Source organism: Pseudomonas sp. LBUM1678 (assembly GCF_059695575.1).
In genome coordinates this window covers 2,559,649-2,585,436 of record NZ_CP166775.1, presented here as the reverse complement: position 1 = coordinate 2,585,436, position 25,788 = coordinate 2,559,649, and the positions used below count along the sequence as shown (strand labels likewise).

Here is a 25,788-nt window from a genome sequence, read left to right as displayed (position 1 = left end):
TGCCGAGCAGCGCGAGGCTGCGTTCGGCGACGAAGTCGTCGTAAAACCTGCGCATGCGCCCATCCTGATACACCGCGCGGCCTGATTTCACGACGACTGCGTCGCCGAACGCAGCCTCGCGCTGCTCGGCAGCTGCTACAAGGTTACGGCTAATCAGGGTTATTTTTTCATGCCGACCCGCCGACGCATGTCGGCGGTGATCGCTTGCCGGGTTTTCTTCAGGTCCGCCCAGGGCTCGTCACCCACTTCGGCCAGGCGCTCGTGCACGTTGTGAATGTTCCACTGATTACCTCCCTTCAATTCGGCCACCTCATCCCGAAAGACTGGCACCGACACCGGCATCCCTTCGCGGGTACGCGCGGCGTAGGTGCAAATGGTCGTGGCGCCCAAGCCATTGCGCAGGTAATCGATGAAGATGCGCCCGACCCGATTTTTCGGTCCCGACACCGCGGAAAAACGCTCCGGCAGCAACTTGACCATGTGGCTGACAATCGCATGGCTGAAGTCCTTCACCTCATCCCAACCGAGCTTGCGAGTCAGCGGCACCACCAGGTGAATCCCTTTGCCGCCGCTGGTCTTGAGGAAGGCCTTGAGCCCGAGTTCATCGAGCACCGACAGGGTCAGTTGGGTCGCCTCGACCATGCTTTTCCACGGCAGCGCCGGATCCGGGTCGAGGTCGAGGACGAAGCGGTCAGGTTTATCGAGGTTGTCCGAGGTGGCGTTCCAGGTGTGCAGCTCCACGGTGCTCATCTGCACAGCGCCAATCAACGCTTCGGCGTTGTTGATGATCATCACCGGTTGGCCGGTGAGTTCCTTGTCCAGAGTGGTGATCCCGGGAATGGCCAGGCGCTCGGCGTTCTTCTGAAAGAACAGTTCGCCGGCGATGCCGTCCGGGGCGCGCACCAGCGCCACTGGCCGGTCCTTGAGCTCGGGCAAAATCCATTCGGCGACGCTGGCGTAATACTCCGCCAGTTGCACTTTGGTGGTGCCGCTGCTGGCGTCGATCACCCGATCCGGGTGAGTGATGCGCACCTTGCCCGCACCCAGGCCGATTTGTGAGGGCGCGGGCGCTGCCTTGGCAGGCTTCTCTTTCGCCGCGGCGGCCGGTTTGGCAGCGGCGGCTTTTTTGGTGGTCTCGGCTTTCACGGCTTTCGGACGCTCCTCGGTGATGTCTTCGGCGGGTTTGTCATCGCGCAGCCCATGGAACACCGCGTGGCGCACCGAGCCATCCTTGGTCATCTCGGCGAACGCGACTTCTGCGAGCAAAACCGGTTTGAGCCAATGCACGCCTTTGGCTTCAAAACCCGTGGGCGGATTAACCACCGCGGGCTTTTTCGCCAGCAACGGTTTCAGCTGTTCGTAAATGTGCTTGAGCGTGGTCTCGTTGAAACCGGTGCCGACCTTGCCGGCGTAGCGCAACTCGCCGCTGTCACGGTCATGCAGGCCCAGCAGCAACGCACCGAAAGCATTGCGCGCACCTTTGGGATCGGTATAGCCGACCACGACGAATTCCTGCCGATGCTTGCACTTGAGCTTGATCCAGTCACTGCTGCGCCGGGACACGTAAGGCGAGCCCAAGCGCTTGCCGATCAACCCTTCCATTTGCATCTGGCAGGCGCTGTTGAGCAAGGCTTCCGGTTCTTCGCCGAACGCGTCGGAGAAGCGCAGCAGCGGATCCTTATTGGGTTTGAGCACCGTCGCCAGCGCGACCCGTCGCTCCTCGACCGGCACCTCGCGCAGGTCGACGCCATTGAGGTAAGGCATGTCGAACAGGTAGTAAACGATGTTGCCGCTGCGGTTGGATTCGAAAGCATTTTGCAGCGCCTGAAAGTCCGGCACGCCCTGCTCGTCGGCCACCACCATTTCACCGTCGAGCCAGGCGGATTCGAGGCCCAGAGAGGCCAGTGCCTCGGCCTGTTTCGGCAGTTTGTGGGTCCAGTCGTGGCCGTTGCGGGTAAAGAGTTTCACCTCGTCATGGTCGATGCGGGCCATGATCCGGTAGCCGTCGAACTTGATCTCATAGCTCCACTCGCCCTGCGGGGCTTTTTCCACCAGCGTCGCCAGTTCGGGTTTGAGCTGGTCGGGCAGTTTGGCTTTATGAGCCCCGGTGAGTTGCGCTGACTGTGCTTTAGGCGCGACCTTGCGCGCCGGCTTCTTCACCGGTTTGGGTTTGCCTGCAGTCTTCGCCTTTTTGGGGAGGATGGTCCGGTCACTGAGCACGCTGTCTGGCTCGGCGACGACCACGTCGTAATCGCTTTCAGGTTTCGCCGCGCCGTCCTGATGCTTGATCAGAAACCACTGCTCCTGCTTGCCCGGCATGTGCGTGCGCACCAGGTTCCACAGGCCGCCGAGTTTCTCGCCTTGCAGCTCGAACTTGAGCTTGCCCTTGGCATAGGCCTTGGCCGGATCTTCCTGGGGGATCCACACGCCCCGATCCCAGACAATCACATCGCCGGCGCCATAATGCCCTTCGGGGATGTTGCCCTCGAACGTGGCGTAGTCGATCGGATGGTCTTCAACGTGGACCGCCAGGCGCTTGACCTTGGGGTCCAGCGAAGGGCCTTTCGGCACGGCCCAACTCTTCAAGGCACCGTCGAGTTCCAGGCGAAAGTCATAGTGCAACCGCGAGGCATCATGCTTCTGAATACAGAACTGCAAGGCATGGTCTTTCGCGGTTTTCTTGCCCGAGCGTTTCGCGGCGGGTTCAGAGGTCGCCGAGAAATCGCGCATGCGGTTGTAGTCGTCCAGATTCTTGCTCATGGCGCACCTGCTGGCTCAACGCTTCCCCCAATGCCGGGACCGATGCGCGTGACGATCAAGGCCACGACGGCAATCCGCTCCACCCGTTGATAGCCTGGGGTCAGCAACTCTTCACCAAACACATCGGGATCGAGTTCGCGATAGGTCCAGCCGAACATCGACGACTCAAGGCGCGGGGTCAGCGCCTCGAGAAACGGATCCTGGCCATCGATCATCGCCACTCCGGTGTACAGCACCAAAGAGCCACCGGGCGCCAGTCGATACAACGCTTGCTCGACAATGCGCAACGACAATTGCGCGCCCAACTCGCCGCCGCCATGGCGATAAGCACGCTCAGCGGGGTCGGCCATGTACGGTGGATTGGCGACGATCAAGTCGAAATTGCCGTCAACGTCCTGCAGCACATCGCTGGCCTCGACGGTGACGTTAGTGACTTCGGCAAGCGCTGCGTTGACTGCCGTCAGCCGCAGCGCTGCCGGGTTGATATCGACGGCCAGCACTTCGGCCTCATGGCGTGCGCGGGCAATCACAATCGCCCCGACACCTGCGCCGCACCCAATGTCCACGGCGCGTCTGATCGGCGCGAAGGTTTGTTGCAGATGCGCATGAATCAACTGCGCGAAGCGGTAAGTGTCCGGGCCGAAGAACACCGCATCCGCCGCATCGGTGGGGAACCCCGAGTGCACGAACAGCAGATCATCCAGGCTGGACCAGCGCACACGGCTTTTCAGTCGGCCGTTGCTTTCTTGAAGGACGCCCGCTTGCTGCAACTGCCGCTGCTCATCCGTCGACAGCAGGCCTGGTTCAAATGAACGCGACCAGCCGAACACATCGCGCAGGGTCCTGGCGCTCTGCCCGAAGGCCCGGTCATTCACCCGCCGGTGGGTAAGCGGCGTAGGGGTGATAAACCGATAGCCATCGGCCTGCAAACGGCGCCCCAGTTGCACCAAGGCCAGATCGGCAGCGTCCAGTTGCTCTTCCTGATTCATGCAGTGCTCCTATCGCAAGCTGGATTTGAGTTCGATGAACTGCCGCGTGGCCATCAGGCCGGCCGGATGGGAATGGCGATGGGCCGACAGCCACGGGATCAACGCCTGCATCTGCTCGTGTGCGGCGAGTCCGGCCAACGCGGTTTGCAGGCTCTGGATATCCGGGTCGTTTTCGGGTACCGGCGGTTCTGTCGCGACACTTGTGCCCCGGCGAACCGCTGTGGCCGAGCGCTCAGGTGTCCAGTCGCCGGCGATCCAGTCGTGCAGCAGCTGTTTTTCATAGGGGCTGAACACGCCGAACATGGCGGCACCGTCCCCCTCGATCAACTGCCAGAAACGGCTGGCTTGAGGATCCTGCTGACGTTTGATCCAGCCTTTGTTTTCCAGGGCGGCGAGGAAACCTGGCAGCTGCTCTGGCGCCGATAGCCATTGGTTGACGGTCTTGCCTTCGAAACGGCAATAGTCGGAATGCATGTGCTGGCCGAACGGGCGCTTGCGCTCAAGCATGTTGAGCAACTCGGCATCGAGGTCGAACGATTCGATGATCGCGCGACTGCCCTGCCCCAGATCATTAAGCCGATAACCCAACGCGACCCGGCGCAGAAAGTCTTCGCGGTCGCCTTCCACCGGCAGCAGTTGCAGCACCGACTGCACGGCTTTGTGCGCGTGGCCGGTGCTGGCATTGTCGATGGTCACATGCAGGGTGAAGTAGTACGGATCGATGCCCAGTTCGCTGAGCTCATAGGCGCTGATCAGCAGATGCAACGGCAGTTGTTCGTAGCCAAGGTTGTAGCCGATCACCTCAGGCAGAAACTCGTCGGCGGATTCGCCCAGCGCCAGTTGTATCGCGCCTTGCAGGTAGTGCTCGTCGGCAATCACCCCGGTGTCCTGCAAGCCATGTTCGGCGAGCAATTTTCGGTAGATCACCACATGATTCTGTGCCGGGTTGCCGTCGCCCAACTCCTCCAGATAGGTGCAAATCAGCCCTTCGAAACGCGGGTCGCGCCAGTGACGCAACAGGCCATACAGCCACGCACCGTCGACCAGTTTGGTCGGGGCCACGGCTTGCAGGAAAAACAGTGCGTGCGACTTGTTGGTGAAGAATTGCCGGGGCCCGCCTTCCTTGCGTTGTTTCAGGTATTCGGCGTATTGGCCCGCGACATCGACGCTGTGCTGTTCGACGAAAGATTGCAGGGCCGACAGGTCATTCGGCATGTCCTGCGGCAGGTTGGTGGCGTGTTCGAGCTGCGCCTCGAGAAAGGTTCGGGCGAGGGCGCGCCGTTGCTCGGGATCATCGCCAAGCAGCAGTTGTTCATAGGCCTGTTTCAGGCTCCCGGCGGCCGGGATCGGGTGTTCGTGGGCGGGCCGCGATTCAAGTCGTGTCAGGGCAGTCATGGGCGCATCTCTCGGTCTGAGGCCAGTGGCAGGACGCTGAATCAACGCGTCTCTACTTCAGAAGAGCGATTTGCCCGGAAAAAAATTCAATCGGCGTTGAAATTGCCCTGACGGACGGGCCTGTGGTGCGGCGTCCATCTGACGCGCCAGGCATATACTCAGCGGGTGTTTACTCATCTTCGGAGAGCAATCATGCGAACGGTGCACGTCATCGAGCAATCGCCGGCGCCGGTGAACGTCGTGGGCGAGGCAATCACCATCCTCGCGGGCGGCGATCTGAGCAAACCCTTTGAAATGCATATCCAGGAAGGCGTGCAGGGCGGTGGGCCGCCGCTGCACTTTCATCCGTGGGACGAGGCGTTTTACGTGGTCGACGGCCAGGTCGAAGTGACCGTGGCGGGCAAGTCCACCACCGTCTCCGCCGGGGGATACGTGCATATTCCCGGGGGTTCCATCCATGCGTACAAGAACATCAGCCCTACCGCGAAGATGATTGGCGTGGTGTCTGATCCGCGTGGCGGGCAGTTTTTTGCGGCGGTGGATCAATTAAGGGTGCCGGAGGATTTGCCGCGGATACTGGAGATTGCCGAAGCGCACGGGGTTATTTTCCTGGTCCCCAAAGCACCGCCGAACTTGTAGCAGCTGCCGAGCAGCGCGAGGCTGCGTTCGGCGACGAAGTCGTCGTGAAATCAGGCCGCGCGGTGCACCAGGATGACCGCATGCGCAGGTTTTACGACGACTTCGTCGCCGAACGCAGCCTCGCGCTGCTCGGCAGCTGCTACAAAGTCGGTGTTCGGCGTTACATCACTTAAGCAACACCCCCCTTGGCCTGCTGCTCCAGATGCACTTGCAGCTCCGGATCGATTTTTAGCGCCGCGGCCAGTTCATCCAGATAGTTGCGCTCGGCATCCTGCTGATCGTCCACCAGCATCACACTGGCCAGGTACATCTCCGCCGCCATGCCTGGATCTGTCGCCGACTGCGCCACATCGGCAGCGTCCAGCGGCCGGGCAACTTCGTCATCCAGCCATTGCTGCAGTTCCGGGTCATCGGTATGGCGGCCGATTTCGGTGCTGATCATCTGCTTCTCGGAATCGTCGATCCGGCCATCGGCCTTCGCTGCAGCTATTAATGCGCGCAGGACTGCATGGCTGTGGTCCTCGACTTCCGGGCCGGATAAAAGATCCACGGTGCGCGGTGCCTGTTGCGGCGCAGCAGCCTGACTGCGTTGCCACGCCTGATACGCCTGGAATGCCATCATCCCGAGCGACGCCAGGGCCGCGTAGTTGGTGCCGCCACCCGAGCGAGTCCGGGTCGCGCCGCCCATGGGTGAACCGCCGCCCAGCAGACCACCGAGCAAACCACCCAATCCGCCACCACCCGCGCTTGAGCCGGCGCCACCGCCCAACAGGCCGCCCAGCAATCCGCCAAGGCCGCCGCCGATGCCTCCCTGAGCGGATCCGCCACCCTGTCGCATCCCGGAGCCTTGGCCCCGCAGGAGTTGTTCGAGCAAATCGCTGGTGTTCATGACGACGTCCTCATCGATTGGAGTGACCGGTCAGGCAACAATAGTCCTCGCTACTAAATGCGCCACCACCGTTTGGCCTGTGGCGAGGGAGCTTGCTCCCGCTTGAGTGCGTAGCACTCACAAAAACCGGTATTGTTGTCACATTTTTTTGGGGCCGCTACGCAGCCCAGCGGGAGCAAGCTCCCTCGCCACAAAAGCAGGTGTGCCTGATTTAAGTGAACATCGGTACGGATTAATCCGGAGTATTTCTTGCCGGCCCAGCTAAGATTTACACACGGTGAACCTTATTCCCCGATTTTCGGTCGATACCTGCAACCAAAATGGTTTGCCGCCGCCCTTGATGATGAGGGTGATGACTGGCTTGCTTCACTTTCTGGAGAACGCCCCCGTGATATCCACCCTACACATCGCCAGGCTCAAAGCATGGGGCGCCCATGGTTTTACCGCCACCGGCGTGGTCACTGCCTTCCTCGCCACCCTCGCCTTGCTGGAGAACCAGGCCACCAACTGCCTGCTGTGGCTGGGCGTGGCCCTGATCGTCGATGGACTGGACGGTGCCCTGGCGCGCAAGGTCAATGTGCAGTCGGTGCTGCCGAGCTTCGATGGGTCGATCCTCGATCTGGTGATCGACTACCTGACGTATGTGTTCATCCCCGCGCTGTTCATCTATCGCTACATCCCGTTGCCGGACTACACGCTACTGCTGACCGTGTCGCTGATTCTGGTCTCGTCGTTGTTTTGTTTCTGCAACGTCAACATGAAAAGCAAGGATAACTACTTCCAGGGCTTCCCCGCCGCGTGGAACGTGGTTGCCCTGTGCCTGTACATCATCGCCCCGTCACCGTGGATTACCTTCCTGACCGTCATCGGCCTGGCCTTGTTGACCGTGACGCGAATGAAATTCCTGCACCCGTTCCGTGTGCGCAAGTTCATGCCGATCAACATCGCCGTGACCGCCATCTGGTTGCTGTGCAGCTTGTCGCTGGTGGTCAACCATCCGGTCATCAACCCGATGGTGATGGGCCTTTGGCTGCTGATGTCGGCTTACTTCCTGGGGATCTGTATCTGGCGCACCGCCATGGAGTGGTTTGACGGATCGCGTCACAAGTAACCCGGCATGGCCATCCATATCGTACGACTCGGCTCACCCCGCACGCCCGATGAGGGGCTGCGGATCGGCACGGTGCGCCGCCCGCCTCGCGGGGTGCCGAAGGCCGAGTTTGCCAGTCGGGATTTTTATGATGTGTGGCAGCCGTTGCTTTCGCCGAGTACCGAGTTGGTTGCAGAAGCGAAAGCGGCCGAGAATGAGAAAGCCTGGGAGGCGTTCCGACGCAAATTCAAGGCTGAAATGAACCATCCCGCGTCCAATCAGTTGCTGGATCTGCTGGCTGCCCTCTCCCATCAAACCTCGCTGGCGGTTGGGTGTTATTGCGAGGAAGAAGCGCATTGCCATCGTTCCGTATTACGCGAACTGCTGGAAGCACGGGGCGCCCGGATTACATGATCATTCCCTGTGGGAGCGAGCCGGCTCCGGGCGGCGTTCCGACGATGACTGCTTTCCAGCCGATGTAGATGTCGACTGACATTCAGCCATCGTCGGAACGCCGCCCGGAGCCGGCTCGCTCCCACAGGGGGATTGGTGTTTTCAAAGGACTGAGGTAGCACTATGAAACCGCAAATAAGGCCCACCACCCCGTCAGACGCGGCCGCCATCAGCCAGGTCATCATCCAGTCTCTGCGCCAATCAAATGCCCTGGACTACTCCCCCGACATCATCGCGCAGGTGGAAAAGAGCTTTTCCATCGAATCCGTTCGCGCGTTGTTGAGCCAACGCCAGGTCCTTGTCGCAACTATCGATCGCTGCGTAGTAGCCACCGCCAGCCTTGATCGCGATGTGGTGCGCAGCGTGTTTGTCGACCCCGGACACCAAAAAGCGGGCCTCGGCCGGCAATTGATGGCAATGATCGAAACCCTCGCCACCGAGGCGAAAATCGAAGTCTTGCGCGTTCCCTCCTCCATCACCGCAGAAGCCTTCTACTCCAAGCTGGGTTTTCGAAAAGTCCGCGACGAATTCCACGGTGCCGAGCGCACCATCATCATGGAACTGCACCTGCCAGACCGCCGGACGGGACGTTGATCATGGTCAATACTTAAGGGATTGAATGGCTATTGAATGATCACTGTCTCTTCGTTCACCCACGGGAGGTTTGCCATGTCTGGTCAATCACGCTTCATGCTGGTCGCCTCGCCATTGATGGAGCACAGCCCCGCCTTCGACAGGGCTGCGGCGCTGGCCAAGGCCGAAGACGCGGCGTTGCACATCGTGGCTTTCGATTACCTGGAAGGCCTGGCCACCGCCAGCCTGGTCAACGAAAAGGCCCTGGAGCAGATGCGTCTGGGCTACGTCGATCGACACCGCCTGTGGCTTGAGGAACAAGCCCGTCCCTTGCGCAAGATCGGCGTGCACGTCACCACTGAAGTCGCGTGGGTCGAGCGCCCGCTGGAAGAAATCCTGATTCACCTCAAAGAGCAGCCGATGGACGTGCTGATCAAGGCCCTTGAGCACGAATCGCTGCTGTCGCGGCTGATGTTTACTCCCCTCGACGTTCATCTGCTGCGCGAATGCCCGGTGCCGCTGCATTTCGTCAGCCATGCCGTTCACGCCCTGCCCCGCAGGATCGTCGCGGCGGTCGACCCTTTCCATCGCGATGATCACTACAAAACGTTCAACGACCGGATCCTTCATGAAGCGGCGAAACTGGCCAGTGCCTGTAACGCCGAGCTGGATGTGGTCTACGCCTACGACCTTTCATCCATCAGCGCCGACGAATTCGGCTTCGACAACGGTTCGGCGTTTTTCAATTCCGGCAAGGCCAAGACCCTGTTCGACTACCAGGAAGACGCCTTCAACGACTTGGCCGAGCGCAACGGCATTGCGCCCGAGCAACGCCACATGATCATGGGCAACCCGGCCAAGGTTCTGACCCGTTACGCCGACGCCTATGACGTCGACGTGATTGTCATGGGGCGGGTGGGTCATCGCGGTCTGGGCCGGTTGATCGGCAGCACGGTGGAGCATCTGCTGTACAAAATGCCGTGCAGTGTGTGGGTGGTGTACACCGAGCGGGTGGATGAGTGACCCTACTGAAAACACCACAATCCCTGTAGGAGCGAGGCTTGCCCGCGAAGACGGAGTGTCAGTCGATAAATATGTTGCCTGACACTCCGTCTTCGCGGGCAAGCCTCGCTCCTACAGGGGTTTTGTGGTGTCTGGTCAGCGCCGGGTGATGACGACCTCCAGGTATTCACTCGGCACCACCAGCGACTTCTCTCCCGCCCGGTTCATCTTGTTGATCAGTCCGCTCAGGTCGCTTTCCAAGGCCTGGCCACTCTCCGGAGGCAGCGCCGCGAAGGCCTTGTGAACCGGGCCGTACCAGGTGCGGAAGGTGTCAATGAAGTGCGCCGCCGAGCGATAACGGAAGTTGAAGGTGCGACGCGTCACCTGGACCTGGAAGTCGCGCTCATCGAAGTGCGTGTGCAACCAGGCTTCGGTTCCCCAGTTTGAAGGCGGTTGCGCGCCTGCCGGTGGCGGCAGATGACGGCCCAGGGTCTTGAACATCTGGCCGACAAAGCCTTCCGGCGTCCAGTTGGCCAGGCCAATGCGGCCGCCAGGGCGACAGACCCGCGCCAGTTCCGAAGCCGCTTTGGCTTGGTCCGGCGTAAACATCACACCGAAGGTCGAGAGCACCGCATCGAAGCTCGCATCTTCGAACGGCAGCGCCTCGGCATCGGCGACCTGGAAGGTCACCTCCAGGCGTTCTGCCCGGGCCCGGTCTTCGCCGCGTTCCAGCAGCGCCGCGACATAGTCAGTGGAAGTGACGTTGCAGCCACGGCGTGCGGCGGCCAGCGTCGCATTGCCATTGCCGGCGGCGACGTCCAGCACACGCTCGTCGCAGAGCAGGTCACAGGCTTCGGCCAGTTGCTCGCCGACAATCTGCAGGGTGGTGCCGATCACGGCATAGTCGCCGCTGGCCCAGGAGGCCATCTGGCGGTTCTTCAAGGCAGTGAGATCAATGGGTGTACTCATTAACTCTGCTCCGTACAGGTTGAAACGCTGCCCCGGCTTACTCCGCCGTGGTCGGATCGATGATGTTCATGACTTGAGAAATGCGGTTGGCCGGGAAACCGCTCTGCCGGGCGTGCTCCTGAATCAGCGCTTCGCTGGGCGAGATGTACACGCAGTACAACTTGTCGCCCGTGACATAACTCTGAAGCCACTGCACCTCCGGCAACTCGCGCAACGCCCGGCAGGACTTTTGCGAAGCGGCTTTCAAATCCCTTTCTGACAGTGTTCCAGCACCTGGAATCTCGCGCTCTATAACGAACTTCGGCATGGCAACCTCTCATTCTTATTATGGATGACAGGGTCGGCAGTGGCCCTGTAGGCAAACTATCGCCCTGCCGCACGCCTGCGTCCTGCCCGATCGTCGGGCAACACTGCCCGATCGTCCGGAGAATTCACCTTTGGCGCAGACGCGCTCACAATCAGAAAGCCCTCCGCACGGGAAACCACCATGGACGCCCTGTCCCAAACCCTGCGCGTCGTCCGCCTGGTCGGTGCGATTTTCATCAATGCCAGGTTCACTGCGCCCTGGTGCTACCAGTCGCCCAGCGCCGACACCGCGGCACCGTTCCTGGAGCCCGGCGCCGAGCGAGTGGTGATCTTTCACTTGATCACCGAAGGCGAGTGCTATGTCGAGATGGGCAACGATCCGCCGCTGAGGCTGACGGCCGGCGATGTGGTGGTGTTCCCTCAGGGCGACGCCCATCGCATGAGCTCTCAACCGGGACTGACGCCGGTCACCGGCAAGCGCCTGGACGTGGTGCTGGCGCGCCGTCCCCGGCAACTGAGTTACGGCGGTGGCGGCGCGGTTACGCGTCTGGTGTGCGGCTATCTGGCGTGCGATACGCGGCTGGCGGGCATGTTGCTGACGGGGTTGCCGGCCGTGGTCCGGGTCAATGTGCGCGGCTCGAATGCCGGTATCTGGCTGGAATCTTCGGTTCGTTATGCCCTGGCCGAAGCGCGCTCGCCCAGGCCTGGCGGTGAAGGTGTACTGGCGAAACTGGCCGAGGTGTTGTTCATCGAAGTGCTGCGTCTGTACATGAACGAGCACGGTGAAGGCCGGACCGGTTGGCTGGCGGGTGTGGGCGACCGGATCGTCGGCGCCGCTCTCAACGCGTTGCACAAACAACCCTGTCACGCCTGGACCCTGGATGAACTGGCGAAGACCGCCGGCACATCAAGGTCGGTGCTGGCGGAACGCTTTGCGCAATTGGTGGGGAGTTCGCCGATGCAGTACCTGACGCAGTGGCGGATGTTGCTGGCGGCCAATCTGTTACGCAGCAGTAACAGCTCGTTGCTGCGGATTGCCGAAGAGGTGGGCTACCAGACCGACACGGCGTTCAGCCGGGCCTTTCGTCGAGAGTACGGCGCACCACCGGCGGCGTGGCGGCGCAATCAGGAGAAAAAACCAATGGCCCACGGCGCGCAGCCAGTGAGCCATTGATGTCGAGGGTTACGCGGCAGGTGCCTTGGCCTCTTCCAGCAGTTGCTGAATCATTTTCTCCTGGGTTTCGTAGGCGCCTTCACCGAAGTGGGTGTAACGCACCTGGCCCTTGGCGTCGATCAGGTAGTGAGCGGGCCAGTACTGGTTGTCGAAGGCGCGCCAGATCGCGTAGTTGTTGTCGATGGCCACCGGGTAGGTAATGCCGAGTTCTTTGACCTGATCCTTGACGTTGTCGATGATGCGCTCGTAACCGTATTCAGGGGTGTGGACACCGACGACCACCAGGCCATCCTTCTCGTATTTCTTCGCCCAGTCCTTCACGTACGGCAAGGTGTGCTGGCAGTTGATGCAGTCGTAGGTCCAGAAATCCACCAGCACCACTTTGCCTTTGAGCGAGTCATTGCTCAGCGCTGGCGAGTTGAGCCATTGGACCGCACCGGACAGCGACGGCATGGCGCCTTGGGCGTTGTCCATGGACGAGTCTGCCTTGACCTTGCTGACGAAGTAATCGACGACTTTCGGTACGGTTTCCAGCACACCTTTCTCGAGGCTGCTGACGCCTTCGGATGAAGTACCGGCGAGCAGGTTTCTATCAGCACCGGTGGAAATCACCGCAACGGTGGCCAAAACAGCTACACCTGCACCACGACGCAGCCAACCGGTGACCGGGATCGACACTTTCAAACGATTGACCAGGCCGCGACCGAAGAAGATCAAGGTGCCCAGGGACAACGCGCTGCCCAGGCCGTACGCCAGCAGCAACAGGCTGGTCTGGGCGTTGGCGCCTTGCAGCATGGCGCCAGTGAGGATCACCCCGAGGATCGGTCCGGCGCACGGCGCCCAGAGCAGACCCGTGGCCACGCCGATCATGACCGAACCCAGCGGGCCGGACATTTTGCGGGTGTCGGGGTCGAGGCGATTGCCCAGCGCCACGAACGGCCGGGCCATCCAGTCACCAACACGGGCGGAAATCAGCGACAGAGCAAACAACCCCATCACGAAGAGCGCGACGTGGCGACCGGTGTTGTTGGCTTGCACCACCCATTCACTGCTGACCACGGCCAGGCTGGAGATCAGGGCGAAGGTCAGGACCATGCCGCCAAGGGTGAGCAGGATGGAGGAACGCGTGCGTTTGACCCCGGCGAACAGGAACGGCACGACCGGGAGGATGCAAGGGCTGAGGACGGTCAATATGCCGCCCAGGAAAGCGATGAGAAACATGGTAATCACCTTGAAATAGAGAGGGACGACACACCACCCATCCCCTGTAGGAGTGAGCCCGCTCGCGATAGCGGAGTGTCAGTCGACATCTGTGTTATCTGGCACACCGCCATCGCGAGCAGGCTCACTCCCACACTGGAATGTGGTGTTCACAAAACAGTGTTCGGACTTCAGGCCGTCTGGTTATCCAGCTGCTGGCCCTGCGGCGTACGGCTTGCACCGTCCTGGGCCAGGAAGGCGTGACCGCTCTGCTCCGCCACCGGCGTAAGTTGGAAGCAGGTCGCACTGCCACAGCTTTTCTGTTCAACAGCGGCATTGGCATGGGCAGCCGCGCCGGCTACGGAAAAAGCAACAGCGGTCAAAAAGCGGGTGACGTTTTTCATGGTGTTCTTCCTGTTTCAAAGGGGGGTTGGCAATCGGTCAGCGAAGGACTCAGTTGTCCGCGCTGCAGCCGTCAGCAAACTTGCGGTAATCCAGCACCTGGGTTTTGTGCTGGGAATCGAGGTAGGTCAGCTGGGCATTCACAATCCCGCAGGCAGGCGCGGCGTCTTCTTTCAACGACACCACTTTCTTGATGTCCAGGTGGCTTCCGTAGGTGTAGGTTTTGGCGCTGACATCGGCGGCTTCGGCGCGGGCCGACAAGGTGCAGATGTTCAGGGCGGCAAACAGACAAGCGGCGTAGATGGCTTTAGTGTTCATGGTGATTTCCTCAAGGCTTCAATGGGTAGGTCGTTCAATTGAGCCGAGGCGTTCTGGTTTGCCTCGATGGAACCTATTAGAAGCTCGCGAGGTATCTCGTCTGTGTCGAAAACAGCCGCGTGTAAATCGGTACGTATCAAAGTCGGCCCCTGATACAGAGCGATACAAAACCGCTGGAAAACCGCATTTTTACGTTTGTGTGTATCCGCCGCTACGCCAGATACACTGCAATACAAAGGGGGGCGGGCGAGCGGGCCAAGGCTCGATAGACTGCGCAACATCCCCCATTGATAGAGGCTTGGCCCCATGGAACACGTCGATCACATTCTCATCGTGGACGATGACCGCGAGATCCGGGAACTGGTAGGCAACTACCTCAAGAAGAACGGCCTGCGCACCACGGTTGTCGCCGACGGGCGTCAGATGCGTACCTTCCTTGACTCCACGCCAGTGGACCTGATCGTGCTCGACATCATGATGCCGGGCGACGATGGCCTGATGCTCTGCCGCGAGTTGCGCGCCGGCAAACACAAGGCCACGCCGGTGCTGATGCTCACCGCCCGCAACGACGAAACCGACCGCATCATCGGCCTGGAAATGGGCGCCGACGATTACCTGGTCAAGCCCTTCGCCGCCCGTGAACTGCTGGCACGAATCAACGCCGTGCTGCGCCGCACGCGGATGCTGCCGCCGAACCTGGTGGTCACCGAAAGCGGTCGCCTGCTGGCGTTCGGGCGCTGGCGCCTGGACACTTCGGCCCGGCACTTGCTGGATGAAGACGGCACCATGGTCGCCCTCAGCGGCGCGGAATACCGATTGCTGCGGGTGTTCCTCGATCACCCTCAGCGGGTGCTCAATCGCGACCAGCTGCTCAACCTGACCCAAGGCCGCGACGCCGATCTGTTTGACCGCTCCATCGACTTGCTGGTGAGTCGCTTGCGCCAGCGCTTGCTGGACGATGCCCGCGAACCGGCCTACATCAAAACCGTGCGCAGTGAGGGCTATGTGTTTTCCCTGCCGGTGGAAGTACTCGGTGCGCCCTCATGAACCTTTCGCTGCGTTGGCCACGCACCCTCGCCTCACGGTTGTCGCTGATCTTTCTGATCGGCCTGATCCTGGCCCAGGCGTTGTCCTTCGGCGCGCAGTATTACGAGCGTTACGAAAGCGCGAAAAACACCATGCTCGGCAACCTGGAAACCGACGTCTCGACCTCCATCGCGATCCTCGACCGCTTGCCGGCCGAAGAGCGCATGAGCTGGCTGCAACAACTGAACCGCCGCAACTATCGTTATTTGCTGGACGAAGGTTCACCGGGCGTGGCCATGAGCGATACGCCCATCGCGATGACATCGATCAAAGACGCCATCGGCAAGGATTACCCGATGACCGTGACTGACATTCCCGGCGAGCAGAAACACTTTCAAGTTCACCTGAAACTCGCGGACGGCAGCCCGGTGACCATCGACGTGAGGCCATCGATGATACCGTTGTCGCCGTGGTTGCCCATCGTCTTGCTGGGCCAGTTGGCGCTGATGATTCTCTGCACCTGGCTGGCCGTGCGAATCGCCATCCGCCCCCTCACCCGCCTTGCCGAGGCGGTGGACAACCTTGATCCCAACACCCACGCGGTGCACCTGGACGAAAAAGGCCCGACCGAAGTCGCCCATGCCGCCATCGCCTTCAATTCGATGCAGGCGCGCATCGCCGCGTACCTGAAGGAGCGCATGCAACTGCTGGCAGCGATTTCCCACGACCTGCAAACCCCGATCACCCGCATGAAACTGCGCGCCGAATTCATGGACGACTCCAACGAAAAAGACAAACTGTGGAACGACCTCGGCGAGATGGAGCATCTGGTGCGCGAAGGCGTTGCGTATGCCCGCAGCGTTCACGGCGCCACCGAAGAAAATCGTCGCACCGACCTGGATTCGTTCCTCGACAGCCTGGTGTTTGACTATCAGGACGTGGGCAAAGACGTGCAGCTCAGTGGCAAATGTGGCGCGGTGATCGATATCCGGCCGCATGCCTTGCGGCGGATCCTGGTGAACCTGACGGATAACGCACTGAAGTTCGCCGGGGCCGCTGAATTGAAGGTGGAAGCGAGAAACGGCAGCCTCTCGGTGAAAGTCATGGATCGAGGACCGGGCATTGCCGAAGAGGAACTGGCCCACGTGATGGAACCGTTTTATCGGGTAGAGAATTCACGCAACCGCAGCACCGGCGGCACCGGTCTGGGGCTGGCGATTGCGCAGCAATTGGCGTTGGCGCTCGGGGGATCGCTGACGTTGAGCAATCGTGAGGGTGGCGGGTTGTATGCGGAGTTGAAGCTGCCCGTACGCTCTCTGTAGGAGCGAGGCTTGCCCGCGAAGGCCGTCACGCGGTTCCACTTGAAAACCGAGTTACCGTTCTTCGCGGGCAAGCCTCGCTCCTACAGAAACCCCAAAGGCGAAGGAAAGCCTCTATATTGTCGGACACTATCGCGCTGCGCGCCGGTACGGCGCACCCGATAGCAACCGACACTTATATGGATATTGGCAAATGGATGACAACCGAAGGCCCATCAAGACGCGTTCTGCGGGCTGGGCAAAACACATCACCGACCTCCTGGTGAAAAGAGACATCTCCCCCAATCAGATCTCCGTTGCCAGCATCGCCTTCGCGCTCGCCGGGGCGGTGGCGCTGTATATCGATAACGGACTCATCGGCTCGATCCTCTGCGCCGTCGGCATTCAGCTGCGTCTGCTGTGCAACCTCTTCGACGGGATGGTAGCGATCGAGGGCGGCAAGAAATCCGACATCGGCAGCCTTTACAACGAATTCCCCGACCGCATTGCCGACAGTCTGCTGATCGTCGCGCTGGGGTATGCCATCGGCTACGCCGATCTTGGCTGGTTTGCTGCGTTGGCCGCTGCACTGACGGCGTATGTCAGGGTGTTCGGCGGCTCGATTGGCCTGAAGCAGAGCTTCATCGGACCCATGGCCAAGCAGCATCGAATGGCCGTGATGACCGCAAGCCTTGTGTTGAATGCCGTCGAAGCCACGGTTTATGGCACCCACTATGCGCTGTTGATCGCGCTGGTCATCATCGCCGCCGGATCCGCCGCGACCTGCGTCACGCGAACACTGGCCATCTCTCGCCAGCTGAAGGGGAATCACCATGTGGATCAGTAACGCGCTGATTTCTGTTCTTCGATTCGTCATCGGCGTCACGGCCCGATGGGAAAGCCCGCCGGACCTGACACGCCAGCGCATCTACTTTGCCAACCACTCCAGTCACATGGACACCCTGGCAATCATCGCCGCCCTGCCACCGGAAGCCCGGGTAAACGTGAAACCGGTCGCCGCGGCTGACTACTGGGGGAAGAACCGGTTTCTGTCGTACATCTCGCAGAAAGGCCTGAACGCGGTGCTGATCGATCGTAACCCGGCACCCGGCGTCAACGTGCTGGAGCCGATTTTTGATGTGGTGCGCGCCGGCCATTCGATCATCATCTTTCCGGAAGGCACGCGCGGCACCGAGGCGTTACCCGGCCCTTTCAAATCGGGGCTGTTCCGCTTGGCCGAGACGTTCCCCGAGGTTGATCTGGTGCCCATTTACCTGGAAAACCTGCATCGCTCCATGCCAAAAGGCAAACACGTCCCACTGCCCATCATCTGCACGATCCGTATCGGCGACCCGCTGCCACGGATCAGTGGTGAGGAAAAACAGGTGTTTCTGGATCGGGCGCGTGAAGCGATTGTGAGGTTGTCGGAATGAATCTTGATGAAAAGTTTTTGTGGTTCTTCGGCGCCATTGCCGCCCTGTTGGCAATCGCTTCGATCATCGGCCGGATACTGGCCAAGCGCGCCAAAACAGAAGGCTCGATCTCGACCATCGAAAACCTCAATCAGCGCGTAAATGCCTGGTGGGGCATGGTCATCATCTTTTTCGTGTCCTACCTGCTGGGCGGGAACGCGACGGTCATTCTGTTCGGCTTCATTTCCCTGTTCGCACTCCGGGAATTCATCACCCTGACGCCGACCCGGCCTGGCGACCATAACGCGCTGTTTTCGGCGTTCTTCATTCTGATCCCGCTGCAATACGTACTGATCGGTACGCACTGGTATTCGCTGTTCACGCTGTTGATTCCGGTGTACGCCTTCCTGCTGTTGCCGGCGATTGCGGTGCTGAGTCAGGACACCGACGCCTTCCTGGAACGGGCGGCCAAGATTCAGTGGGGGGTGATGATTTGCGTTTATTGCATCAGCCACGCGCCTGCCCTGTTGCTGCTGGACCTGGAAGGCTTCAAGGGACAGAACGCGCTGCTGCTTTTTTATCTGGTGTTCGTCGTTCAGTTGAGTGACGTGTTGCAGTACGTGTTCGGGAAACTCTTCGGCAAGCACAAGGTTGCACCGCTGGTGAGTCCGTCGAAAACAGTAGAAGGATTGGTCGGTGGCGGCCTGTCTGCGGCGCTGATTGGCGGGTGCATGTTCTGGATGACGCCGTTCAGTTTTTGGCAGTCATTGATGATGTCGTTTGTGATTGTGGTGATGGGTTTTCTGGGTGGCTTGGTCATGTCCGCCATTAAACGCAGCCTCAGCGCGAAGGACTGGGGGACCATGATTAAAGGTCATGGCGGCATGCTTGATCGGATGGACTCGATTTGCTTTGCGGCGCCGATCTTCTTTCACCTGACGCGGTATTTCTTCTCCGCCCCATAAAATAGACACCACTTGACCCTGTGGGAGCGAGCCTGCTCGCGATGAGGCCGGCATATCCAACATTCCTGTTGGCTGATACTCCGCCATCGCGAGCAGGCTCGCTCCCACAGTGGTAAGTGGGGTGTTTAGGGGATTGTGGTGGGTCAGGCGGTTGTGCCGACCACCCCTTCACTGTGCATCTGCCGCAGCAACGCCGTGCCACTCGCTATAAACTCTGGCGACCCAGCAGCCCCCGCCTCCCCCGCCAACCCTTCCAGCTGCGCGCGCCCATCCAGCTCGGGAAATTCCTCGATCCGCTGCAACAACCGCCACGCCAACGGGCTCAGCTCGGAAAATTTCACACTCCAATCCTCGGCCCGACGCACCAACAATAACGTCAGCTGTGCCGGTGGTTCTTCTGGCTGATGATCCGGCCCCACCAACTGCACTGGCCACGCATACGCCAATGGCCAGGCCAGCGGCGACACCTGCAACGGCCGATCCAGCAACAACCTGGCATCGCTGGCCGGTAACGGCTCAGCCTCGGATTGCTGCAATGCCATCTCGACCCACTCGTAATGCGCCAGCTCCACCATGAACGGCGGCCACACGCCCTCGCTCAACGCTTGCGGCTCCGAGGCAAGGAACTCGACAAACTCCTTGGCAATTTCACCGAATTTCGGCGTGCGCGCGCGGTAGTCCCGCAGGAAGATTCGCACCAGCGAGCGCCAGTGCTCATCACCGAGAATTTTAATCAGCACCGGAAAGGTCCCGCTGAGCAGCGCCGACAGATTCGCGAAAATCAGGTCGCGGTAAACCTGGGCCCGCGCCACATCCATCCCGGCCGGCGGCGCGCAGTGATCGGGATCGCGCAGGTACAAGCCCAGGGTGGATTGCTGATGATGCAGACTTGGCTTATCCACGGCTCACCCCCTCGGCCTGCAAACGGCGAATGGTCTGCAATTCCGCCACCAGTTCAGAGAACGCCGGGAAGTTGAAATCCCGCTCCAGCAACGTCGGTTGCGCGCCAAACCGGGCGTAAGCTTGCGCCAGCATCGACCAGACCACCGGTTTCACCGACGCGCCATGGGTGTCGATTTTCAACGTATCGGACTCATCGAAGTGCCCGGCCACGTGCATCGCCACCACCCGACCCACATCGATGCCCGCCAGGAAGGTCTGCGGATCGAACCCGTGGTTGATCGAGTTGACGTAGACATTGTTGACGTCCAGCAACAGGTCGCAATCGGCTTCACGCAGGACCGCGTTGGTGAAGGTCACTTCGTCCATGTCCTGCTGGGGCGCGGCGTAGTAGGACACGTTTTCCACCGCCAGGCGCCGACCGAGGATGTCCTGCGCCTGGCGAATTCGCGCGGCCACGTGATGCACCGCTTCTTCGGTAAACGGCAGCGGCAACAGGTCGTAGAGGTGACCGTCATCGCTGCAATAACTCAGGTGCTCGCTGTACAGCGGCACGTTGTATTGATCGAGGAACACGCGGACTTCCTGGAGAAACCCGACATCCAGCGGCGACGGTCCACCCAACGACAGGGACAAGCCGTGACAGGACATCGGAAAACGCTCGGCCAGGGCGCGCAACGCATGACCATGGGCGCCGCCGATGCCGATCCAGTTTTCCGGCGCGACTTCCAGAAAGTCGAAATCGCCGGTACGGGCGGCCTGAACGTCTTTCATTAAACCGCGACGCAGGCCAAGCCCGACGGTCGCTTTCGCTGAGGTGATGGGGGTCTGCATGATGTCGGTCTCAAGGGTTGCCAGTACGGAATCACAGTTAACCGAGGTGCTGTATCGGGGTTGTGTTCCGGTCCGGCGGTAAATCGCGGCGGTTGTATCGCCGGCGGGTCTGTACACACTTCGATACAGACCCTTCGGCAGGCGTTACGCCAGGTCGTATTTCTCGCGCACCAGATGGCCGATGCCGATGCGATCAAGCACGTTCATCGGGCACAAGAAGGTCACGCGGACGGTGCCCGGCAAGCGGCTGATGTCGATCGAGCCAGTGATGGTCGCGCGGTTGAGCACTTCGTCATACGGCAGGCCGGTGACCGAAGCGGCGCGCTTCAAGCCGTTCTCCACCGCCCCGTTGAGGTTCTCGCCGCTGCCGATAAAGGTGATCGGGCCGCTCTGCTCGATCTCGGTCTGGCCCCAGCGCTCACCCAGCTCACGGACTTTCTGCCGCTGTTCGGCATTCATTGGCCGGGCCATTGGTGGCAGATCGTCGAGGTTTTGCAGGAGGATCGGCCCTTCGAGCGTGAGGTTTTTCACCACTTCCACCACCACTTCGGTTTCACCGGAGCAATCGGTGGCGTGCCCGGCGATCTCGCCGTTGCCTTGCTGGGCGTGCATGTCGCCCATGTACACACCGGCCCCCGGCACTTTCACCGGGCAGATCAAGACGCAGCCTTCGCGAATCGAGTTGGTGTCCATGTGGCCGTCGGTCTTGGCCGCGTGCAGTTCTTCGCGGGTCATGCCGAAACGGTGCGGCGCGTTGATCAGGTATTGGCCGAAGTCGGCGCAGTTGTGCGAATCGGGCAAGTCACGGGACGGCGTGGTGCCGATGTTGCCGAGGAACGGCCGCATGTGCGCGGCAACGCCAGGGATGTCGGCGCGGGCCAGGGACAGGATCGAATGCTGGGCCGCGAACTCGGGCAGCGCCGACATTTCGGAGGCATTGCCGGCCAGTTGGTTGGCGACGTCCTGATTGACCGTCAGGCTGACCTGGTTTTGCGCATCGAACACGATCACGTAGCCATGGCTGAAGCGAAACGCGCTGACCTCGGCGCCACAGTTATTACAACGAATCGACTCTTCACCAATGCCTTCGACATGGCTGGCAGGATGATCGGTGCCGCACTTGGAGCAGAATTTGGCAACGAACGGGTCGCCGTTGTAGCGCCCCTCCACGAAGCTCATGACCCCGGACGACGTCGCCAGCGAGGTGACGCGCATGCTTTTGATCTTGATCGCCACCGCATCGCCGACTTCCGCACCGGCAATGGCCACCGGTTGCGTCACTTCGTGGCCGCCCTCGAAGGCCGGCGTAATCATCGGGCCCCAGCAGCCCGGCGGCGTGCCGGTGATCAGGGTGCCGCCGTCGGCCAGAGGGCCGAGCATCGGTTGGCTGGGGCCGATGAGGCCGTTGGTGTACTGATCGACGCGCAGGCGATTGACGGGAGTGGATTTCAGGTCGGTTTCAGGCAGGAGCGTGGTCATTATTGTTCCCTTGGCGGAGTCACGAGCGAAGACGGCCGCCTGGTGCGACGACCCTAAAAGTGCCTCGACAGCCCCGGATTTCGGGCGCTGGACAGCCTTTACAGTTCAGCGCAGGTTTGTATCTCGTCTGTGTTCGGCGGTGACGGGGAATGAACTGGAATGTGTCGGGATGCCGGTTAGATACAGTGCGATACACACCACCAATACCCTGTGGGAGCTAGCCTGCTAGCGATGGGCCTTAACGATGACGCCTGCTGTCTGAATGAACGCGGTGTCTGGACCTCCATCGCTAGCAGGCTAGCTCCCACAGGGGATCAGTGGTGTCTGGGAGATGGGCTTTCGTCGCTCCAGGCAGCGACACACAGCCCCCGGACTAAACTTACTGCACGCAGGACGGGCTTATCGTCCTGTTCATTCCCACGACCACCGCCCAGGGGTGAACGCCTCGAAAAACAAGGCCTCTGGACCGTGATCCTGTTGAAGGAGCACACGTGATGGACGAGGCCAGACTCAATGATTTCATGGGCAAACTGGTGAACGACATGGGCGGCGCGGCGATGCTCGCCAATGTCATCCTCGGCGAAGAGCTCGGCCTCTACCGGGCCATGGCCGACAGTCAGCCGATCACCCCTGAAACACTCGCCGACAAAACCGGCTGCAACCCCCGCCTGCTGCGCGAATGGCTCAGTGCCCACGCCGCTTCCGGTTACATGGAACACCGTGACGGCCAGTTCCGCCTGCCCGAAGAGCAAGCCCTGGCACTGGCGATCGAAGACTCACCGGTCTATATCGCGGGCGGTGTCGGGGTGGTCGCGTCGTTTTTCCATGACAAGGACAAACTGGTCAACGCCATGCGCGGCAACGGCGCCCTGGCCTGGGGCGATCACCATCCGTGCATGTTCAGCGGCACGGAGCGGTTCTTCCGACCCGGCTACAAGGCGCACCTGATCGCCGAGTGGCTGCCGGCCCTGGAAGGTGTGGTCGCCAAACTGCAAGCGGGCGCCAAAGTCGCCGACATCGGCTGCGGACATGGCGCCTCCACGGTGATCATGGCCCAGGCGTTCCCGGACTCGCGGTTCGTCGGTTTCGACTACCACGCACCCTCCGTCACCGTCGCCACCCAGCGCGCCGAAGAAGGTGGCGTTTCCGGGCGTGCGCGGTTCTTCCAGGGCACCGCAAAAAGCTTTCCCGGCGACGACTATGACCTGGTCTGCTACTTCGACTGCCTGCACGACATGGGCGACCCGGTGGGCGCGGCAAAACACGCTTATGACGCACTGAAACCGGACGGCACGGTGCTGTTGGTGGAACCGTTCGCCAACGACTCGCTCGACGACAACGTCACCCCGGTTGGGCGATTGTTCTATGCCGCGTCGACCTTCATTTGCACACCGAACTCGCTGTCTCAGGAGGTCGGCCTGGGGCTCGGCGCCCAGGCGGGTGAGGCGCGGTTGCGCAAGGTCTTCACCGAGGCGGGGTTCAAGAGTTTCCGGCGGGCCACGGAAACGCCGTTCAACCTGATTCTGGAGGCGCGAAAATAAGCACCTGCTGACGGATATTCACTGACGCCCCCTGTAGCAGCTGTCGAGTGAAACGAGGCTGCGATCTTTTGACGTTGATGTTTAAAAAACAAGATCAAAAGATCGCAGCCTCGTTTCACTCGACAGCTCCTACAGGGGATCGAGTGGATTGCGTTCGGGCAGGTTAGCAAGTGCTACCCTGCAGACACTCAAGGTCCACCGGAGTGTTGAACATGCTCGACCGCCGCATCCGCGAACAACTCGATCGGCTCCAGCAGCTGATGGCCGATCAACCGTTTGTGGTGCTGACCGGCGCCGGCATCAGCACCCCGTCGGGCATTCCGGACTACCGCGACAACCAGGGCGTGCGGCGTGGTCGGCAACCGATGATGTATCAGGAGTTTCTGTCGGCCCCGGAATCACGGCGACGCTATTGGGCGCGGGCGATGCTCGGCTGGCCGCGCGTGCGCCAGGCTCAGCCGAACGCGGCCCACGAAGCCTTGGCCAGTTTGCAAAGCACCCGGCAGATCAGCGGGCTAATCACCCAGAACGTCGACACCCTGCACGACCAGGCCGGCAGCCATGATGTGATCGAACTCCACGGCAGCCTGCACCGGGTGTTGTGCCTGGACTGCGGGCAGCGCAGCGAGCGGGATTCGATTCAGCAATTGATGGAAGCGCAGAATCCCTATCTGGACGGAGTCGATGCGGTGCAGGCGCCGGATGGCGACACGTTGCTGGATGCGGCATTCGAGGCACGGTTCCAAGTGCCGCATTGTCCGCATTGCGCGGGGGAGCGGATGAAACCGGACGTGGTGTTTTTTGGCGAGAATGTCGCGCAGGTAACGGCGGCCAAGGCGATGGCTGCGGTGGAACAGGCTGCGGGGTTGTTGGTGGTGGGGTCGTCGCTGATGGCGTATTCAGCATTTCGGTTGTGCCGGGTGGTCGCGGATCAGGGGAAACCGTTGATTGCGATCAATCTGGGCAAGACTCGGGCGGATGACCTTCTTGATCTGAAAATAGAAGCCTCCTGCGAACAGCTTCTACCCCTACTGACGCAACGCCTGACGACTTAAAAACTGACGAAACCACATCCCTGTGGGAGCGAGCCTGCTCGCGATGAGGCCAGCACCTTCAACATTGATGTCGCCTGATACACCGCAATCGCGAGCAGGCTCGCTCCCACAGGGGATTGTGATCAGAGCATAGAAACGCGCTCGCTGAGGTTTTCGGCCTTGAGGATATCGAACAACGCCTGCGCCGCCGCCGACAGTTCCACCCCAGGCTTGGTCAGCACCCCGATCGCCCGCTCCACCACCGGGTCGCGCAAGGTAATGCACCGCGCGCCCAGCTCGCGCATCTGCCCGGCGCACAATGCTGGCACCGCGCTCACCCCCAACCCGCTGGCCACCATTCGCCCGACCGTCGCCAGTTGATGGCTCTCGAACTCCACCGGCAATTTCATCCCCCGGGCCTGCAAGTGTTCCTCCAGCATCACCCGCACCGTCGATGGGCGCTGCAAGGTAATGAACGGTTCCTTGAGCAAGGTCTGCCAATCGATGTCTTGCAGTTCGGCAAAGGGAGAATCGTCCGGCACCACGGCAACAAAACGGTCCCTATACAACGGCGTGAATTCCAGGGATGAACTCTGCGTCGGCTCAAACGCGACCCCCAGTTCCACCTGCCGGTCACGCACCATTTCCAGCACTTGTTCGTTGATCACGTCGTTCACCGTGACGTTGACCTTGGGATAGCGGGCGCGGAAGATTTTGAGGATCGGCGGCAGCAGGTTGCCGGCAAATGAGGGCATCGCCGCCAGGGTCACGCGTCCACGTTGCAGGGTGAAACGCTGGCGCAGTTCATCCTCGGCGTTGTCCCAATCCGCAATCAGCCGGCGGGCCAATGGCACCAGGGACTCGCCTTCAGCCGTCAACGCCACATTGCGCGTGTTGCGGGTGAATAGCCGGCCGCCCAACCCCTCTTCCAGGGCCTTGATGGTCAGGCTCAAGGCCGATTGCGACAAGTGCAACCGCTCGCACGCCACGGCGAAACTCAGGCTCTGGGCCACGGCCAGGAATGCGCGGATCTGCTTGACTGTCATGGGCGGTCTCTCCAAGGTAACTACATTAATTCAACGTAAAAACCCTCTGTAGGAGCTGTCGAGTGAAACGAGGCTGCGATCTTTTGATCCTGTT

Annotated in this window: 26 protein-coding genes; 13 read left to right on the top strand and 13 right to left on the bottom strand. The window is 60.9% G+C overall.

What is annotated here, in order from left to right; all coding sequences use genetic code 11:
- Window positions 1-159: 159 nt before the first annotated feature.
- The 3 genes from ligD to ACA070_RS11825 are packed head-to-tail and all read right to left on the bottom strand — an operon-like array spanning window position 160 to window position 5,144.
- Complete coding sequence (gene ligD / locus ACA070_RS11835; protein WP_497451265.1) at window positions 160-2,760, bottom strand: DNA ligase D; 2,601 nt, start codon at window positions 2,758-2,760, stop codon at window positions 160-162.
- Window positions 2,757-3,749: a methyltransferase gene (locus ACA070_RS11830; RefSeq protein WP_497451264.1), complete on the bottom strand. Its 993-nt coding sequence runs from the start codon at window positions 3,747-3,749 to the stop codon at window positions 2,757-2,759. The genes ligD and ACA070_RS11830 overlap by 4 nt, the downstream gene beginning before the upstream one ends.
- 9 nt (window positions 3,750-3,758) lie before the next feature.
- The gene (locus tag ACA070_RS11825) at window positions 3,759-5,144 is read right to left on the bottom strand and encodes an iron-containing redox enzyme family protein (RefSeq protein ID WP_497451263.1); all 1,386 of its coding nucleotides are present in this window, start codon (window positions 5,142-5,144) and stop codon (window positions 3,759-3,761) included.
- A gap of 192 nt (window positions 5,145-5,336) precedes the next feature.
- Here ACA070_RS11825 and ACA070_RS11820 point away from each other — a divergent pair, with 192 nt between their 5' ends.
- Window positions 5,337-5,783: a cupin domain-containing protein gene (locus ACA070_RS11820; RefSeq protein WP_497451262.1), complete on the top strand. Its 447-nt coding sequence runs from the start codon at window positions 5,337-5,339 to the stop codon at window positions 5,781-5,783.
- 169 nt (window positions 5,784-5,952) lie between these two features.
- On the opposite strand, the gene ACA070_RS11815 is transcribed toward ACA070_RS11820, so the two are convergent.
- On the bottom strand, window positions 5,953-6,672 hold the full coding sequence (locus ACA070_RS11815) for a tellurite resistance TerB family protein (protein WP_497451261.1): 720 nt from the start codon (window positions 6,670-6,672) through the stop codon (window positions 5,953-5,955).
- Window positions 6,673-7,060: 388 nt separating this feature from the next.
- Here ACA070_RS11815 and pcsA point away from each other — a divergent pair, with 388 nt between their 5' ends.
- From pcsA to ACA070_RS11795, 4 genes are all read left to right on the top strand, one after another.
- Window positions 7,061-7,783 carry a phosphatidylcholine synthase gene (gene pcsA / locus ACA070_RS11810; protein WP_094471814.1) on the top strand — a complete coding sequence of 241 codons (723 nt, stop codon included), beginning with the start codon at window positions 7,061-7,063 and terminating at the stop codon, window positions 7,781-7,783.
- 6 nt (window positions 7,784-7,789) lie between these two features.
- Window positions 7,790-8,176, top strand: coding sequence for a DUF488 domain-containing protein (locus ACA070_RS11805; protein WP_497451260.1), 387 nt, complete (start codon window positions 7,790-7,792; stop codon window positions 8,174-8,176).
- Between the two features lie 162 nt (window positions 8,177-8,338).
- On the top strand, window positions 8,339-8,809 hold the full coding sequence (locus tag ACA070_RS11800; protein ID WP_497451259.1) for a GNAT family N-acetyltransferase: 471 nt from the start codon (window positions 8,339-8,341) through the stop codon (window positions 8,807-8,809).
- A 75-nt stretch (window positions 8,810-8,884) separates the two neighbouring features.
- Window positions 8,885-9,811: a universal stress protein gene (locus tag ACA070_RS11795; RefSeq protein WP_497451258.1), complete on the top strand. Its 927-nt coding sequence runs from the start codon at window positions 8,885-8,887 to the stop codon at window positions 9,809-9,811.
- A gap of 135 nt (window positions 9,812-9,946) precedes the next feature.
- Here the strand turns inward: ACA070_RS11795 and ACA070_RS11790 are convergent, their stop codons facing one another.
- Together ACA070_RS11790 and ACA070_RS11785 are read right to left on the bottom strand one after the other, a co-directional pair.
- A complete protein-coding gene (locus ACA070_RS11790; RefSeq protein ID WP_497451257.1) occupies window positions 9,947-10,759 on the bottom strand; it encodes a class I SAM-dependent methyltransferase in 813 nt (270 codons plus the stop codon).
- Window positions 10,760-10,796: 37 nt separating this feature from the next.
- Window positions 10,797-11,066 carry a DUF4242 domain-containing protein gene (locus ACA070_RS11785; protein ID WP_461958347.1) on the bottom strand — a complete coding sequence of 90 codons (270 nt, stop codon included), beginning with the start codon at window positions 11,064-11,066 and terminating at the stop codon, window positions 10,797-10,799.
- Between the two features lie 180 nt (window positions 11,067-11,246).
- Between ACA070_RS11785 and ACA070_RS11780 the strand changes: the two genes are divergently transcribed.
- Entirely contained in the window at window positions 11,247-12,239 is a 993-nt protein-coding gene (locus tag ACA070_RS11780; protein WP_497451256.1) for an AraC family transcriptional regulator, read from the top strand.
- 9 nt (window positions 12,240-12,248) lie between these two features.
- Here the strand turns inward: ACA070_RS11780 and ACA070_RS11775 are convergent, their stop codons facing one another.
- The 3 genes from ACA070_RS11775 to ACA070_RS11765 all read right to left on the bottom strand — a co-directional run bounded on the left by ACA070_RS11775 (window position 12,249) and on the right by ACA070_RS11765 (window position 14,159).
- Window positions 12,249-13,460: a cytochrome c biogenesis protein DipZ gene (locus tag ACA070_RS11775; protein WP_462026724.1), complete on the bottom strand. Its 1,212-nt coding sequence runs from the start codon at window positions 13,458-13,460 to the stop codon at window positions 12,249-12,251.
- 170 nt (window positions 13,461-13,630) lie between these two features.
- Entirely contained in the window at window positions 13,631-13,843 is a 213-nt protein-coding gene (locus ACA070_RS11770) for a hypothetical protein (protein ID WP_497451255.1), read from the bottom strand.
- A 49-nt stretch (window positions 13,844-13,892) separates the two neighbouring features.
- Entirely contained in the window at window positions 13,893-14,159 is a 267-nt protein-coding gene (locus tag ACA070_RS11765; protein ID WP_497451254.1) for a DUF2790 domain-containing protein, read from the bottom strand.
- A gap of 306 nt (window positions 14,160-14,465) precedes the next feature.
- Between ACA070_RS11765 and ACA070_RS11760 the strand changes: the two genes are divergently transcribed.
- The 5 genes from ACA070_RS11760 (at window position 14,466) to ACA070_RS11740 (ending at window position 18,860) form a co-directional block, all read left to right on the top strand.
- A complete protein-coding gene (locus ACA070_RS11760; RefSeq protein WP_461958342.1) occupies window positions 14,466-15,206 on the top strand; it encodes a response regulator in 741 nt (246 codons plus the stop codon).
- On the top strand, window positions 15,203-16,507 hold the full coding sequence (locus ACA070_RS11755) for an ATP-binding protein (protein ID WP_497451253.1): 1,305 nt from the start codon (window positions 15,203-15,205) through the stop codon (window positions 16,505-16,507). The genes ACA070_RS11760 and ACA070_RS11755 overlap by 4 nt, the downstream gene beginning before the upstream one ends.
- A 190-nt stretch (window positions 16,508-16,697) precedes the next feature.
- Window positions 16,698-17,330 (top strand): CDP-alcohol phosphatidyltransferase family protein, encoded by a 633-nt coding sequence (locus tag ACA070_RS11750; protein WP_497451252.1) that lies wholly within the window; start codon window positions 16,698-16,700, stop codon window positions 17,328-17,330.
- Window positions 17,317-17,916, top strand: coding sequence for a lysophospholipid acyltransferase family protein (locus ACA070_RS11745; protein WP_497451251.1), 600 nt, complete (start codon window positions 17,317-17,319; stop codon window positions 17,914-17,916). Before ACA070_RS11750 ends, ACA070_RS11745 begins: the two co-directional genes overlap by 14 nt.
- The gene (locus ACA070_RS11740; RefSeq protein ID WP_497451250.1) at window positions 17,913-18,860 is read left to right on the top strand and encodes a phosphatidate cytidylyltransferase; all 948 of its coding nucleotides are present in this window, start codon (window positions 17,913-17,915) and stop codon (window positions 18,858-18,860) included. Before ACA070_RS11745 ends, ACA070_RS11740 begins: the two co-directional genes overlap by 4 nt.
- A gap of 143 nt (window positions 18,861-19,003) precedes the next feature.
- Here the strand turns inward: ACA070_RS11740 and ACA070_RS11735 are convergent, their stop codons facing one another.
- The 3 genes from ACA070_RS11735 to ACA070_RS11725 all read right to left on the bottom strand — a co-directional run bounded on the left by ACA070_RS11735 (window position 19,004) and on the right by ACA070_RS11725 (window position 22,073).
- Complete coding sequence (locus tag ACA070_RS11735) at window positions 19,004-19,762, bottom strand: HvfC family RiPP maturation protein (RefSeq protein WP_497451249.1); 759 nt, start codon at window positions 19,760-19,762, stop codon at window positions 19,004-19,006.
- A complete protein-coding gene (locus tag ACA070_RS11730; protein WP_497451248.1) occupies window positions 19,755-20,594 on the bottom strand; it encodes an HvfB family MNIO-type RiPP peptide maturase in 840 nt (279 codons plus the stop codon). Before ACA070_RS11730 ends, ACA070_RS11735 begins: the two co-directional genes overlap by 8 nt.
- Before the next feature lie 144 nt (window positions 20,595-20,738).
- Window positions 20,739-22,073, bottom strand: a complete 1,335-nt coding sequence (locus tag ACA070_RS11725; RefSeq protein WP_497451247.1) for an acetamidase/formamidase family protein — start codon at window positions 22,071-22,073, stop codon at window positions 20,739-20,741.
- A gap of 494 nt (window positions 22,074-22,567) precedes the next feature.
- On the opposite strand from ACA070_RS11725, the gene ACA070_RS11720 reads away from it, so the two are divergent.
- Both ACA070_RS11720 and ACA070_RS11715 read left to right on the top strand, forming a co-directional pair.
- Window positions 22,568-23,614, top strand: a complete 1,047-nt coding sequence (locus ACA070_RS11720; protein ID WP_497451246.1) for a class I SAM-dependent methyltransferase — start codon at window positions 22,568-22,570, stop codon at window positions 23,612-23,614.
- Between the two features lie 212 nt (window positions 23,615-23,826).
- The gene (locus ACA070_RS11715; RefSeq protein ID WP_497451245.1) at window positions 23,827-24,669 is read left to right on the top strand and encodes an NAD-dependent protein deacetylase; all 843 of its coding nucleotides are present in this window, start codon (window positions 23,827-23,829) and stop codon (window positions 24,667-24,669) included.
- Between the two features lie 122 nt (window positions 24,670-24,791).
- On the opposite strand, the gene ACA070_RS11710 is transcribed toward ACA070_RS11715, so the two are convergent.
- The gene (locus ACA070_RS11710) at window positions 24,792-25,694 is read right to left on the bottom strand and encodes a LysR family transcriptional regulator (RefSeq protein WP_497451244.1); all 903 of its coding nucleotides are present in this window, start codon (window positions 25,692-25,694) and stop codon (window positions 24,792-24,794) included.
- Window positions 25,695-25,788: the final 94 nt, after the last annotated feature.

Coding starts and splice junctions, on each gene's coding strand:
- ACA070_RS11770 (WP_497451255.1), bottom strand. CDS start 13,843: ATGAAAAACGTCACCCGCTTTTTGACCGCTGTTGCTTTTTCCGTAGCC.
- ACA070_RS11720 (WP_497451246.1), top strand. CDS start 22,568: ATGGACGAGGCCAGACTCAATGATTTCATGGGCAAACTGGTGAACGAC.
- ACA070_RS11745 (WP_497451251.1), top strand. CDS start 17,317: ATGTGGATCAGTAACGCGCTGATTTCTGTTCTTCGATTCGTCATCGGC.
- ACA070_RS11775 (WP_462026724.1), bottom strand. CDS start 13,460: ATGTTTCTCATCGCTTTCCTGGGCGGCATATTGACCGTCCTCAGCCCT.
- ligD (WP_497451265.1), bottom strand. CDS start 2,760: ATGAGCAAGAATCTGGACGACTACAACCGCATGCGCGATTTCTCGGCG.
- ACA070_RS11795 (WP_497451258.1), top strand. CDS start 8,885: ATGTCTGGTCAATCACGCTTCATGCTGGTCGCCTCGCCATTGATGGAG.
- ACA070_RS11710 (WP_497451244.1), bottom strand. CDS start 25,694: ATGACAGTCAAGCAGATCCGCGCATTCCTGGCCGTGGCCCAGAGCCTG.
- ACA070_RS11765 (WP_497451254.1), bottom strand. CDS start 14,159: ATGAACACTAAAGCCATCTACGCCGCTTGTCTGTTTGCCGCCCTGAAC.
- ACA070_RS11750 (WP_497451252.1), top strand. CDS start 16,698: ATGGATGACAACCGAAGGCCCATCAAGACGCGTTCTGCGGGCTGGGCA.
- ACA070_RS11825 (WP_497451263.1), bottom strand. CDS start 5,144: ATGACTGCCCTGACACGACTTGAATCGCGGCCCGCCCACGAACACCCG.
- ACA070_RS11805 (WP_497451260.1), top strand. CDS start 7,790: ATGGCCATCCATATCGTACGACTCGGCTCACCCCGCACGCCCGATGAG.
- ACA070_RS11820 (WP_497451262.1), top strand. CDS start 5,337: ATGCGAACGGTGCACGTCATCGAGCAATCGCCGGCGCCGGTGAACGTC.
- ACA070_RS11830 (WP_497451264.1), bottom strand. CDS start 3,749: ATGAATCAGGAAGAGCAACTGGACGCTGCCGATCTGGCCTTGGTGCAA.
- ACA070_RS11815 (WP_497451261.1), bottom strand. CDS start 6,672: ATGAACACCAGCGATTTGCTCGAACAACTCCTGCGGGGCCAAGGCTCC.
- ACA070_RS11785 (WP_461958347.1), bottom strand. CDS start 11,066: ATGCCGAAGTTCGTTATAGAGCGCGAGATTCCAGGTGCTGGAACACTG.
- ACA070_RS11755 (WP_497451253.1), top strand. CDS start 15,203: ATGAACCTTTCGCTGCGTTGGCCACGCACCCTCGCCTCACGGTTGTCG.
- ACA070_RS11760 (WP_461958342.1), top strand. CDS start 14,466: ATGGAACACGTCGATCACATTCTCATCGTGGACGATGACCGCGAGATC.
- ACA070_RS11715 (WP_497451245.1), top strand. CDS start 23,827: ATGCTCGACCGCCGCATCCGCGAACAACTCGATCGGCTCCAGCAGCTG.
- ACA070_RS11790 (WP_497451257.1), bottom strand. CDS start 10,759: ATGAGTACACCCATTGATCTCACTGCCTTGAAGAACCGCCAGATGGCC.
- ACA070_RS11725 (WP_497451247.1), bottom strand. CDS start 22,073: ATGACCACGCTCCTGCCTGAAACCGACCTGAAATCCACTCCCGTCAAT.
- ACA070_RS11730 (WP_497451248.1), bottom strand. CDS start 20,594: ATGCAGACCCCCATCACCTCAGCGAAAGCGACCGTCGGGCTTGGCCTG.
- ACA070_RS11780 (WP_497451256.1), top strand. CDS start 11,247: ATGGACGCCCTGTCCCAAACCCTGCGCGTCGTCCGCCTGGTCGGTGCG.
- ACA070_RS11800 (WP_497451259.1), top strand. CDS start 8,339: ATGAAACCGCAAATAAGGCCCACCACCCCGTCAGACGCGGCCGCCATC.
- ACA070_RS11740 (WP_497451250.1), top strand. CDS start 17,913: ATGAATCTTGATGAAAAGTTTTTGTGGTTCTTCGGCGCCATTGCCGCC.